The sequence below is a fragment of the Stutzerimonas stutzeri KOS6 genome, assembly GCF_000307775.2.
Lineage (GTDB): Bacteria > Pseudomonadota > Gammaproteobacteria > Pseudomonadales > Pseudomonadaceae > Stutzerimonas > Stutzerimonas stutzeri_B.
This window is the reverse complement of record NZ_KK020677.1, coordinates 252,990-264,905: the sequence shown is the minus strand read 5'-3', so window position 1 is coordinate 264,905 and position 11,916 is coordinate 252,990. Positions and strand designations below refer to the sequence as shown.

Annotated in this window: 10 protein-coding genes; 6 read left to right on the top strand and 4 right to left on the bottom strand. The window is 64.0% G+C overall.

Annotated elements, in window-relative coordinates; all coding sequences use genetic code 11:
- The first annotated feature begins 143 nt into the window (after nucleotides 1-143).
- From B597_RS41700 to B597_RS41680, 5 genes are all read left to right on the top strand, one after another.
- The gene (locus tag B597_RS41700) at nucleotides 144-1,652 is read left to right on the top strand and encodes an RNA polymerase factor sigma-54 (protein WP_003292450.1); all 1,509 of its coding nucleotides are present in this window, start codon (nucleotides 144-146) and stop codon (nucleotides 1,650-1,652) included.
- 74 nt (nucleotides 1,653-1,726) lie between these two features.
- Nucleotides 1,727-2,035: a ribosome hibernation-promoting factor, HPF/YfiA family gene (gene hpf / locus B597_RS41695; protein WP_003292449.1), complete on the top strand. Its 309-nt coding sequence runs from the start codon at nucleotides 1,727-1,729 to the stop codon at nucleotides 2,033-2,035.
- A 6-nt stretch (nucleotides 2,036-2,041) separates the two neighbouring features.
- Entirely contained in the window at nucleotides 2,042-2,506 is a 465-nt protein-coding gene (gene ptsN, locus B597_RS41690) for a PTS IIA-like nitrogen regulatory protein PtsN (RefSeq protein WP_003292447.1), read from the top strand.
- Between the two features lie 15 nt (nucleotides 2,507-2,521).
- A complete protein-coding gene (gene rapZ / locus B597_RS41685) occupies nucleotides 2,522-3,379 on the top strand; it encodes an RNase adapter RapZ (protein ID WP_003292446.1) in 858 nt (285 codons plus the stop codon).
- Between the two features lie 12 nt (nucleotides 3,380-3,391).
- A complete protein-coding gene (locus tag B597_RS41680; protein ID WP_003292444.1) occupies nucleotides 3,392-3,664 on the top strand; it encodes an HPr family phosphocarrier protein in 273 nt (90 codons plus the stop codon).
- Between the two features lie 55 nt (nucleotides 3,665-3,719).
- On the opposite strand, the gene pmbA is transcribed toward B597_RS41680, so the two are convergent.
- The gene (gene pmbA / locus B597_RS41675; protein ID WP_024162404.1) at nucleotides 3,720-5,066 is read right to left on the bottom strand and encodes a metalloprotease PmbA; all 1,347 of its coding nucleotides are present in this window, start codon (nucleotides 5,064-5,066) and stop codon (nucleotides 3,720-3,722) included.
- A 112-nt stretch (nucleotides 5,067-5,178) separates the two neighbouring features.
- Between pmbA and yjgA the strand changes: the two genes are divergently transcribed.
- Nucleotides 5,179-5,700, top strand: a complete 522-nt coding sequence (gene yjgA, locus B597_RS41670; RefSeq protein ID WP_003292443.1) for a ribosome biogenesis factor YjgA — start codon at nucleotides 5,179-5,181, stop codon at nucleotides 5,698-5,700.
- 75 nt (nucleotides 5,701-5,775) lie between these two features.
- Here the strand turns inward: yjgA and tldD are convergent, their stop codons facing one another.
- Genes tldD through B597_RS41655 form a run of 3 tightly spaced genes read right to left on the bottom strand, consistent with a single transcriptional unit; the run spans nucleotide 5,776 to nucleotide 11,916 of the window.
- A complete protein-coding gene (gene tldD / locus B597_RS41665) occupies nucleotides 5,776-7,218 on the bottom strand; it encodes a metalloprotease TldD (protein ID WP_003292442.1) in 1,443 nt (480 codons plus the stop codon).
- Between the two features lie 2 nt (nucleotides 7,219-7,220).
- A complete protein-coding gene (locus tag B597_RS41660; RefSeq protein WP_003292440.1) occupies nucleotides 7,221-8,066 on the bottom strand; it encodes a carbon-nitrogen hydrolase family protein in 846 nt (281 codons plus the stop codon).
- Between the two features lie 49 nt (nucleotides 8,067-8,115).
- A complete protein-coding gene (locus tag B597_RS41655) occupies nucleotides 8,116-11,916 on the bottom strand; it encodes a YhdP family protein (protein ID WP_003292439.1) in 3,801 nt (1,266 codons plus the stop codon).

Genomic DNA, 11,916 nt, shown 5'->3' with positions numbered 1-11,916 from the left:
GGATTTTTTGCGTAGCTCGGCAAATCGGCTCTAGGCAAAGGCTTCCTCGGCAGGCATATAATTTGCTTTCTGCCGGCGCCTAGCGCGTCGCACGTTGGAATGGGCGCGGTTGCGCCGGCATACAAGGTTCGAAGTCCTCTGCCATGAAACCATCGCTAGTCCTGAAGATGGGCCAGCAGCTGACGATGACACCGCAGCTGCAACAGGCCATACGGCTCCTCCAGCTATCCACCCTCGATCTGCAACAGGAGATCCAGGAGGCGCTGGATTCCAATCCCATGCTCGAGCGCGAAGAAGACGGCGACGACTTCGACAGCTCCGACCCCATGGCCGAGGCTGCCGACAGACCAGGCGAGGCTGGCAGCGAAAAGAGCACCGCTCAGGAAAGCACCTACGAGGAGGCCTCGCACAGCGCCGAGAGCCTCGAAGACGGTGACTGGGGTGAGCGCATCCCCAGCGAACTGCCGGTCGATACGGCCTGGGAAGACATCTACCAGACCAGCGCCAGCAGCCTGCCGAGCAACGATGACGACGAATGGGACTTCACCACTCGCACGTCCAGCGGCATCAGCCTGCAGAGCCACCTGCTGTGGCAGCTCAACCTCGCACCAATGAGCGACACCGATCGACTGATCGCCACGACCCTGATCGATTGCATCAACGACCAGGGCTATCTCGAGGAGTCGCTCGAGGAGATCGTCGACTCCTTCGACCCTGAGCTGGAAATCGAACTGGACGAGGTGGAGGTCGTCCTGCGCCGCATCCAGCAGTTCGAGCCTGCCGGGATCGGCGCGCGCGACCTGCGCGAATGCCTGCTATTGCAACTGCGCCAGCTACCCGAACGCACGCCCTGGCTGAACGAGGCGCAGCGCCTGGTCAGTGAATATCTGGATGTCCTCGGCAGCCGGGACTACAGCCTCCTCATGCGGCGGATGAAGATCAAGGAAGACGAGCTGCGCCAGGTCATCGAGCTGATCCAGAGCCTGAACCCGCGCCCGGGCTCGCAGATCGAGGCCAGCGAACCGGAGTACGTGGTGCCTGACGTGATCGTGCGCAAACACAACGATCGCTGGCTGGTGGAGCTGAATCAGGAAGCGATGCCGCGCCTTCGCGTCAACGCGCAATATGCCGGTTTCGTCAAACGCGCCGACTCCAGTGCGGACAACACCTTCATGCGCAACCAACTGCAGGAAGCGCGCTGGTTCATCAAGAGCCTGCTCAGCCGCAACGAGACGCTGATGAAGGTTGCCACGCAGATCGTCGAACACCAGCGCGCCTTCCTCGAGCATGGTGACGAGGCCATGAAGCCGCTGGTGCTGCACGACATCGCCGAGGCGGTAGGCATGCACGAGTCGACCATTTCCCGCGTGACCACGCAAAAATACATGCACACGCCGCGCGGGATATACGAGCTCAAGTACTTCTTCTCCAGCCATGTCAGCACCGCCGAAGGCGGCGAGTGCTCATCCACCGCGATCCGCGCAATCATCAAGAAGCTGGTCGCCGCGGAAAACCAGAAAAAGCCGTTGAGCGACAGCAAGATCGCTGGTTTACTGGAGGCGCAGGGCATTCAGGTGGCCCGCCGCACAGTCGCCAAGTACCGCGAGTCGCTCGGTATAGCGCCGTCCAGCGAGCGCAAACGATTGTTGTGATCGGCCACTGGTCGAACTGTCCCGGCGGCAGGGCTTCGGGCCTGCTCTTCGCACAAGGCAAAGGAGATAGCAGTATGCAAGTCAACATCAGCGGTGTTCATCTGGAAGTAACCAGTGCCCTGCGTGACTACATCGAGGAGAAATTCGATCGGCTTGCCCGTCACTTCGACCGCATCATCAATGTCCAGGTGATTCTCCAGGTCGAAAAGCTCAAGCAGAAAGCCGAAGCGACGCTGCATGTCGCGGGCCGCGAAGTCATTGCCAACGCCGAACACGAAGACATGTACGCTGCAGTCGACCTGCTGGTCGACAAGCTTGATCGCCAGTTGATCAAGCACAAGGAGAAGCAGCTAGACCATACTCAGGGCGCCGTCACCCGCTGACCCACTATGATCCGACTCGAAAACATCCTGACCCCCGGACGTTCCCTGGTGAACGTCTCGGGTGGCAGCAAGAAGCGCGTCCTGGAGCAGATCGCCAAAGTGATCGCCCAGGACCTCCCTGACCTCGACTACCAAACCATCTTCGAAAGCCTGATCGCCCGCGAGAAGCTGGGTTCGACGGGCTTTGGCAACGGCATTGCCATCCCGCACTGCCGCATGGTCGGATGCAACGCCCCGCTCAGTGCGGTCCTGCGTCTCGAAACCCCGGTGGACTTCGATGCCATCGACGGCGCCCCGGTGGACCTGCTGTTCGTCCTGCTGGTCCCGCAAGCGGCCACCGACGAGCATCTCGAACTACTGCGCCAGATCGCCAGCATGCTCGATCGTGACGACGTGCGCCAACGGCTGCGCCAGGCGCCCAGCAATGAGAGCCTCTACCAGGTAGTGGTCGACGTGCAGAATGGCGCCTAGCAGAATGGGGACCAGATGCGGCTGATCATTGTCAGCGGCCGCTCGGGCTCGGGCAAGAGCACCGCGCTGAACGTACTCGAGGACAACGGCTTCTACTGCATCGACAACCTGCCGGCGGGCCTTCTCCCCGAGCTTGCCGAGCGGGCCCTGCTGCACACCGAGCTACTGCATCCGCAGGTCGCCGTATCGATCGATGCACGCAACCTGCCAAGCCAGCTCAAGCGCTTCCCTGAACTGCTCGAAGAGGTGCGCGCCCGGCACATCCAGTGCGATGTCCTCTATCTGGACGCCGACGATGAAACGCTGCTCAAGCGATTCTCGGAAACCCGCCGGCGCCATCCCCTGACCAACGAAAGCCGCTCCCTCGCCGAAGCCATCCATGACGAAGAGCTGCTGCTGGCTGCGATCATCGATCATGCCGACCTGAAGATCGACACCACGCACCTGAATCTCTACCAGCTGCGCGACATGCTCAAGCTGCGCCTGCTGAACAAACCCGAGCCGGGCACCGCCTTTCTCATCGAGTCGTTCGGTTTCAAGCGCGGCATGCCGGTCGATGCCGACGTGGTCTTCGATGTACGCTGCCTGCCCAACCCCTATTGGAAGGCGGAACTACGCGACTTCTCAGGGCTCGATCAGCCGGTCATCGACTACCTCGCCGCCCAGGCCGACGTGGAGGAAATGTTCCAGGACATCCACGCCTACCTGAGCAAGTGGCTGCCTCGCTTTGCCGCCAGCAATCGAGCCTACGTGACGATCGCCATCGGCTGTACCGGCGGTCACCACCGGTCGGTTTACCTGGCTGAGCGCCTGGGACAGGCGCTCAGGGAGCCGCTGAAGAACCTGCAGGTCCGTCATCGGGATCTCGTTTAGGAATACCACCCCATGCCTGCCCGTGAAGTCACCATCATCAACAAGCTCGGCCTGCACGCTCGCGCGGCCGCCAAGTTCGTCGGCGTCGCCAGCCGTTTTCCATGTACCATCCGGGTCGGTCGCTGCCCTGCCACGCTGGTCGATGGCAAGAGCATCATGGCGGTCATGATGCTTGCCGCGAGCAAGGGTGCCACGCTGCACCTGCATACCGAGGGCGAACAGGAAAACGAAGCCCTTGCTGCGCTGATCGCGCTCATCGAGGATTACTTCGAAGAAGGCGAATAGGCACGCCACGACAATCGGCGCGGACAAGACTGCCCGTGCCGTTCACAGCCCAAGGCTACTTGCCAGCCACCATCATCCGTTCGATCAGCACCGAGCCGGTGCGCACATTGCCGCGCGTCTCGACATCGCAGCCTACAGCGGCAATCTGGCGGAACATGTCGCGCAGATTTCCGGCAATGGTCACCTCCTGCACCGGGAACTGGATCTCACCGTTCTCGACCCAGTAACCGCCGGCGCCACGGGAATAGTCGCCGGTGACCAGATTCAGGCCCTGGCCCATCAGTTCCGTCACCAGCAAGCCACGCCCCATCTGACGGATCAGCGCCGCCTGGTCCTCAACACCGTGACTGACGAAGAGGTTGTGCACCCCTCCGGCATTGGCCGTGCTCGGCATGCCCAGCTTGCGCCCCGAGTAGGTCGACAGCACGTAGGACAACAGGCGACCGTTCTCCACGAACGGCTTGGCATAGGTCGCAAGGCCATCACCGTCATAGCCGGCGCTGCCCAATGCACGCGGGATGTGCGGGCGCTCATCAAGGCTCAGCCATTCGGGGAACAGCGTCTGCCCCAGGGCATCCTCCAGATACGAGGCCTTGCGATAGAGATTGCCACCGGAAATGGCTGCGATGAAATGGCTGAACAGACCCGTCGCCAGTTCAGGAGAGAACAGCACAGGAACTTCGCAGGTAGGAATCGGACGCGCCCCCAGGCGCCGCACGGCACGCTCCGCGGCGCGTCGGCCGATGGTCTGCGGATCAGCCAGCGCTTCGCCGATCCGATTGACGTCATAAAAATAGTCGCGCTGCATCTGGCCTTCGCTTTCAGCGATCATCACGCAGCTGAGGCTGTGGCGACTGCTGCAATATCCACCGATGAAGCCATTGCTGTTGCCATAGGCGCGGCAACCCTGATGCGTGTTGATACTGGTGCCATCGGCGTTGCGGATGCGCGGATCGAAGTCAAAGGCCGCTCCTTCGCAGCTCAGTGCCTGCTTGATGGCCTGCTCGGGGGTAATCGCCCAAGGATGGTAAAGATCGAGATCGGGAAGCTCACGCGCCATCAGCGTGGCGTCAGCGAGGCCGGCAAACTCGTCTTCCGAGGCATGCCGGGCGATGGCCAGCGCAGCTGCCACGGTTTCCCGGATGGCATCGTCGCCACTTCCGGTGGTGCTCGCCGTGCCCTTGCTCTGGCCGACATAGAGCGTAATGCCGAAGCCCTGGTCCCGATTGAACTCGACTGTCTCCACCTCCCCCTGACGCACCGAGGTAGAAAGCCCCTGCTCCATGGAAACAGAAACCTCGCTGGCGCTGGCACCCTGCCGGCGCGCCTCCTCGATGATGCGCTCGACTTTCTCGCGCAAACCGGGCAGCGCGTGTGGGCCGATGCCCTCTACTTCACTCATAAGCACTCCCAAACCACCTGCAATCGAATCAAGTTGCAGCCCGGCAAGCTCCTTTGAAGCCTGCCGCCAGGGCTGCTGTTATCATGGCGGCATTTCCTAATGGACCATCCCCATGTCTGAACACTCCGACGCCGAAGATTTCGACGAAAAAAGCAAATCCCAGGTCAAGCGCGAGCTGCTTGCCCTACAGGAACTCGGCGAGCGCCTGACTACTCTGAAGCCCGACCTCATCGCTCGCCTGCCGCTCAGCGACGCGCTGCAGAAGGCACTGGCCGATGCGCCGAAACACAAAGCGCACATCGCGCGCAAACGGCACATCCAGTACATCGGCAAGCTGATGCGTGACCAGGATGTCGATGCCATCCTGGCGCTGGTCGACCAGCTCGACGCTTCCACCCGCCAGTACAACGAACGCTTCCATGCCTTGGAGCGCTGGCGCGACCACCTGATCGGCGGCGACGACGCCACCCTGGAAGCGTTCGTAACCGAGTACCCCGAGACCGACCGCCAGCATCTGCGCGGGCTGATCCGCCACGCCCAGCACGAAGCCGCACGCAACAAGCCGCCGGCCGCAAGCCGCAAGATATTCAAGTACATCCGCGACCTGGACGAGAGCAAGCGCGGCCTGCGCTGATCACGGCACCCTGCTGCAGGCTGTGAACCGGGCTCAGTGTTCGCCCGCGTTCGCGGCCCGCGGCCCGCCCCCTGCTCAAGCGCCCGTCCCGCCTACGGTGATTTCGTCGATCTTCAGTGTCGGCTGACCGACTCCCACCGGAACCGACTGCCCGTCTTTGCCACAGGTGCCGACGCCGCTGTCCAGGGCCAGATCGTTGCCTACCATCGACACCCGATTCATCACCTCGGGGCCGTTGCCGATCAGCGTCGCGCCCTTGACCGGGGCAGTGATGCGGCCATCCTCGATCAGATAGGCCTCACTGGTGGAGAACACGAACTTGCCGCTGGTGATATCCACCTGACCACCACCGAGACTGGCGCAGTAGATGCCTTTCTTCACCGAGCGGATGATTTCCTGCGGATCGCTTTCACCAGCCAGCATGTAGGTATTGGTCATGCGAGGCATCGGTAGGTGCGCGTAGGACTCGCGGCGGCCGTTACCGGTCGGCGCGACACCCATCAGGCGGGCGTTGAGCTTGTCCTGGATATAGCCTTTGAGAATGCCGTTCTCGATCAGTGTGGTGCATTGCGTCTGCGTGCCTTCGTCGTCGACGCTGAGCGAACCGCGGCGATCGGCCAGGGTGCCGTCATCGACGATGGTGCAGAGCCTGGATGCGACCTGCTGGCCTATCCGGCCACTGTAGGCCGAACTGCCCTTGCGGTTGAAATCGCCCTCCAGCCCATGACCGACCGCCTCATGCAGCAGCACGCCCGACCAACCGGGACCGAGCACCACCGGCAGCGAACCCGCCGGTGCCGGCACCGCCTCGAGATTGACCAGCGCCTGGCGCAACGCCTCACGGGCGTAACCCATGGCGCGGTCTTCATCGAGAAAATACTGGTAGCCCGTGCGCCCACCGCCGCCCTGCCCGCCACGCTCGCGGCGACCATTCTGCTCGACGATCACGCTGACGTTGAAACGCACCAGCGGACGGATGTCCGTGGCCATCCCACCATCCATGCCGGCCACCAGGATATGCTCCCAGACGCCCGCCAGGCTCACCGTGACCTGCTTGATACGCGGGTCCAGGGCGCGGGTCGCGACGTCGATGCGCTTGAGCAACTCGACCTTCTCGGCGCGACTCAGCCCATCGAGGGGATTGTGACGACTATAGAGCGGCACGCACGCCGCGCGGGATAGCACCCTGACCTGCCCCTGCTGGCCACTCCGGGCAATGGAGCGTGCGGCCTGGGCGGCCTGACGCAGGGCATCGGCAGTGATCGCATTGCTATAGGCGAAACCGGTCTTCTCGCCAGACAGTGCGCGCACGCCAACGCCCTGCTCAAGATGGAAGCCGCCTTCCTTGACGATGCCATCCTCCAGCACCCAGGACTCAGAGACCTGGTCCTGAAAGTACAGGTCCGCGGCATCCACGCCAGGCCCGGCAAGCTCTCCCAGCAACCCAGGCAGATCATCGATACTCAGGCCGCCAGGCGCTAGCAGTCGCTCGGTGACGGGTAACAGCAGTTCACTCATATTCACTCCAAACGGTCCGTGGCCAGGCACGGTACGGAAAATCGGCGGTGGCGCTGCACCGGCATGCGCTGGCGGATAGCAGCCTGCTCGGCCACGTCCCGGCCGGCAGTCAACGCCGCCTCGCCAGCCGCCTGCTCGCGCAGCAGCCGGCCCCATGGGTCAACGATAGACGAATGGCCATGGGTGGTGCGACCGCCGGGATGTTCACCGCCCTGCGCGGCCGCCAGCATATAGCATTGCGTCTCGATGGCACGGGCGCGAATCAAGCTCTCCCAGTGCGCCTCGCCGGTTACCGTGGTGAAGGCCGAGGGCACGCTGATCAGCTCGGCGCCCGCCGCACGCAACGCGGCATAGAGCTCGGCAAAGCGCAGGTCGTAGCACACGCTCATGCCCAGGCGCCCCATCGGGGTATCGGCCACCACCAGCCGCTGCCCCGCCGCATAGTCATCGGACTCGCGGTAGCATCCGCGGCTGTCGGCCACGTCCGCGTCGAACAGGTGCAACTTGTCGTAACGCGCAATCCGCTGCCCCTGCTCATCGATAAGTAGCGAACAGGCGTTGGGCTTGCCTTGCGGACAGTCGTCCGGCGGCAATGGCAAGGTACCGGCGACAATCCATAACCTGAGGTCACGGGCGGCCTGTTTCAACCAGGGCAAAACGGGGCCTTCGCCTGCCGCTTCGGCGCGGCCCAGCTGCGGCAGGTCACTGCGGCCCATGGCGGCGAAGTTCTCCGGCAGTACCGCCAGGCGCGCGCCCTCGGCGGCCGCCTGCTCCAGCAGGCGACGGGCGGTTGCCAGGTTGGCCGCCACATCGGCCTGGCTGGCCATCTGGATTACAGACACAGACATGAGAGCTCCTGCAGATCGAGCGATGATCGTTTTGCGCCGCGAAGGCCAATCAATTGGGCTTTTCGAACGGCTTGTCGAAGCTGATCTTCGGCGCCTGCCAGGATCCCTTGACGTCGTATTGCACACTGGCAAAGCGCGCTACGCGATCGCCCAGCAACTTGTCCGCGACAAACAGCGCGCCGCCGATGGCCGGCGCACCGACGATCAGCGCCGCCAGCGGCAGGTTGTTGCTGATCGGCAGTGTCACCAGCAACTTGGCATCGATCCGGTCGCGCGCCATGTCCAGCGTGCCGTCCAGCTCCAGGTTGCTCGACGGGCCGCTAAGCGTGATCGGCTCACGCGTGGTGAAAACCCCTTCACTGGCCTGCAGCCGTCCATCCAGCCGGTCGTAGCTCAGCCCCTTGCTGAACAGGTCGGAGAAATCCAGCCGCAGGCGCCGCCCGATCGAGTTGAAGTTAAGCACGCCGAACACGCGTAGGGCCTGGGCGCTACCATCGATTTCGATGAACTGCCCCTTGCGCAAGCGCGGGCGCATGCTGCCGGAGTAGCGTGCAATGGCGAACCAGGCCGGCGAGCCGGGCCATTGCCCGTCCGCGTCCAGGCGAAAACTGTCGCTGGTCACAGAGGGCGCATAGCCCCATGCCTGCAGCACGTCGGCCAGGTTACCTCCCTCCAGTCGCCCCTTGTACCAGGTCTGCCCAGCCTGCCAGCCGCCACTGCCGCCGACTTTCAAGCCCTTTAGGTCAAGATCGACGTCACGAAACTCGACTCCGCCACTGACCGGACGCAGCTTCAACGACCAGGCGCCGAGTGGATCATCTCCACGCGCGACCTGCTTGATGGCGATATCCATTGCCGGCAGGCCCTGTGGATCGATATCGGCCAGCGGGTCGGTGCCTGCCGCCGGGGCCTGACCACTCTTCGCGGCAGGCAAGCGCAGATGATCGAGCTCGGCAACGATGATGCCGTGGGTCGCGGCCGGCAGACGCACTGAGCCGCTGATGGTTTGGCTGCGCAATCCCAGCGTCCAGCCGCCGTCGGCGGGCCGCAGATCGACGCCAAGCCCATCGATGCGACTCCCCAAGCCTTCGAAGCGGCCGATCTCGACCTGTACCCGGCGCAGCAGCGATCCGGCCGCCTGCTGCGGATCGCCCTTGCCATGCCGCTCGAGCACAGCTTGCCACGCCTGCCAGTCGAATTCCGGGATACGGCCACGCACGTAGAGTCCGGAGCGGGCGGGAAGATCTGCCGCACCAGGGCCCAGCCGAAGCTCTCCGCGCCCCTGCAGCCAGGCGTCAGGCGCCGCCGCGAATGCAAGCGCCGCCAGTTGCCCGTGCTTGACGCCATAGCGGCGCTCGTCGCCTTGCAGGGTCATGCGCAACGAGGTATCACGGCGTTCGCCGGCAACCTTGCCGAACGGCGCCGGCAGCTCGATATCCAGGCCCTGCAACGACGAATCGATCTGCAACCGGCTATCGCTGCCTGCCAGATCCAGGCGCATCTGATAAGGCAGCTCACCACGGGCCGGCAATGGCTGCTCAAGCCCTAGCCACTCGACCAGCCGCTCCAGCCCCACACTGCCACGGGCCTCGATGCGCGAGGCAGGATTGCCAGCCGAACCGCTCGCCACGGCCCGACCGCGGACCGAGTGGCCGAACAGACGCGCCTGGATATCCTCCGCGCTCAGCCCGCGGTCGGTGTCGTAGCGGAATGTGCCGCTGAGCTGCTCGAGACTGAGCGCCGGATGGCTAATCTTCAGTGCCGCGTCATTGCTGGAAAAGTCCACGACGACGCGCGGCTTGCCCTTGCCTAACGGGATTTGCAGGTCGAGCGCCCCCTGCAGACCTCCCTGACCTTGCCAGCCCGCAAAGATTTCGCCGGTCCCGATCGGTGCTTCCTGCAACAGTTTCAGTGCATCGCCCAGGCTGCTCAGCACCTGCCCCTTGACCGCCAGACTTGGCACCTGGCCGTTTACCGAGCGAGGGATGTCCGCAGTCGCGCCTTGCAGCCGAGAGTCCAGAATCCGCCCTTCGGCCAGCCGCACTCGCACGCCGCTGTCTTCGATCAGTACTTCGCCCCGCCCCTCGCGCAGCTCCGGCCATCCAGACTGGAACGCCAGCACGGCATCGCGCACCCTGAAATACAGGCTCAGGCTGCGTGCGCTGTCGGACGCGCCCTTGTTCAGCGCCCCTTGGTACTGGAAATAGCCCTGCTCGACCGCTCCGCCGCGAATGGCCTGCCTGAGCCAGCTGACCAGCGCCGGGCTCAGGGCGGGCGAGCGCGTTGGCAGGTATTTCTCGGTATGACGCGCATCTCCCTCGCTTAGCCCGACACGAAGGTCCATGTAGTCCTCGGCTTCGGGGTCCCGAAACAGACGAATCAGGAAATCCCCGGCGATTTTCCCTTCCTCGCCATCGAGCCGGAGATACGGAGCGGCCAGCGTCACGCCCTGCTCGTCCAGCTTCCAGAGCAGACGGCCCGCGCCATGCCGATAGCGCCAGGGCTCAGGATAAAGATGGGCCAGATGCAGGCTGAAATCGTCACTGTCCAGGCGCAACTCACCGCTGGCCAGGTCACCCTGAATGCTTCCGCTGACGTTGCCGACGCCAGGGGTCCAGTCATGCGCACGGAAACTCAGTCGATCGAGGTTGGCGGCGAAGCGCAATCGCTGCGGCGAATCCAGCGCACTCCGGTAGTCGAGTTGCAGGTTACGCAGCGTACCACCGGGCTGCAGTGCGGCCAGCGTCTCGGCAACCGTCTGCGGCAACGGCGCCAGTGCGCCGACCAGCGTGGCGATTGGCGCGACGCCCAGGCGATCGGCCTGCAGGCGCCAGCGCTGTTGCGCCTGATCCTGCTGCAATACCAGGCGGGCATCACCCCAGCGCTCGCCATCGAGATCGAATGCGACACCGTCGAGCAACAACCGGTAGCCCTGGTCGCCATGATCGACATAGGCATCGAACGCCAGATCTTCGAGCAGTTGTAGCTTGCGCTCGGCATAGCTGGCCTGCAGCCGGGGCGCATGCATGCGCAGCACGGCGCGCTCGAGCTGCCGGTTCTTCAAGTGAGCCCAGACCTCACCGCCCATCTGCAGGCTCTGCAGTTGCCAGTGGCCGGTCAGGCGTCGCGGCAACCAGGCGGCCCAATCGCTCTGCGGCAGGTTCAGATAGGCCTGCGCCTGCGCCTCTTGCCAGCGCTGCGGCTGCACCTGGGCATCCACCTTCAGTGCCACGGGCAGGCCGTCCGGCAGGACGCTGCGCCCGTCCAGCCTCAGCCGCTCCCCATCGACGCGCAGGCCAAGATCGGTATAGCTCAGGGTCACCGGCGACTCGCCAAAGGGCTCCAACGTGATCTGGCTGTCGAGCACCGCCAGCCCGCGAAAACGCTGCAATGATTCGAGAATCTTCTGCGGATCGGGCGCTGGCTGTCCGGTCTGGACAGGCAAGCCTTCCACGCGCCACTTGCCGTCGGCTGCCTCGGCCAACGAAAGGTGAACGCCACCGATCTCCACCCTGTCCAGCCGCCAGTCGCGCGACCAGACGCTGGCCGCCAGGTCTGGAACCACGGCAATGCGATCCACGCGCATGGCATTGTCGCCCTCGCCGAGCAACACATCATGCGCCAGCAGGCGCGGCGCAAAGCCTTCCCAGCTGCCTTCCAGGCGGCCCACCTGAACGGGCATGGCCAATACTGCCTGCGCTTTCTGCTGAACCTCTACCCGATATTCGGCAACCAGCGGCACCAGCTGGCGCCCGAGGCTGACATACAGCGCGGCCAGCACCAGCCCGAACGCACCGATCCAGAGCAACTGGCGCGACAACGTGACGAGGAAGTCGACGAGGCGATTCAT

Bases quoted from the DNA above. Each gene is read 5' to 3' on its own strand.
- pmbA (WP_024162404.1), bottom strand. From the start codon at position 5,066: ATGAGTGAAGTAGAGGGCATCGGCCCACACGCGCTGCCCGGTTTGCGC.
- tldD (WP_003292442.1), bottom strand. From the start codon at position 7,218: ATGAGTGAACTGCTGTTACCCGTCACCGAGCGACTGCTAGCGCCTGGC.
- B597_RS41660 (WP_003292440.1), bottom strand. From the start codon at position 8,066: ATGTCTGTGTCTGTAATCCAGATGGCCAGCCAGGCCGATGTGGCGGCC.
- rapZ (WP_003292446.1), top strand. From the start codon at position 2,522: ATGCGGCTGATCATTGTCAGCGGCCGCTCGGGCTCGGGCAAGAGCACC.
- yjgA (WP_003292443.1), top strand. From the start codon at position 5,179: ATGTCTGAACACTCCGACGCCGAAGATTTCGACGAAAAAAGCAAATCC.
- B597_RS41700 (WP_003292450.1), top strand. From the start codon at position 144: ATGAAACCATCGCTAGTCCTGAAGATGGGCCAGCAGCTGACGATGACA.
- B597_RS41655 (WP_003292439.1), bottom strand. From the start codon at position 11,916: ATGAATCGCCTCGTCGACTTCCTCGTCACGTTGTCGCGCCAGTTGCTC.
- B597_RS41680 (WP_003292444.1), top strand. From the start codon at position 3,392: ATGCCTGCCCGTGAAGTCACCATCATCAACAAGCTCGGCCTGCACGCT.
- hpf (WP_003292449.1), top strand. From the start codon at position 1,727: ATGCAAGTCAACATCAGCGGTGTTCATCTGGAAGTAACCAGTGCCCTG.
- ptsN (WP_003292447.1), top strand. From the start codon at position 2,042: ATGATCCGACTCGAAAACATCCTGACCCCCGGACGTTCCCTGGTGAAC.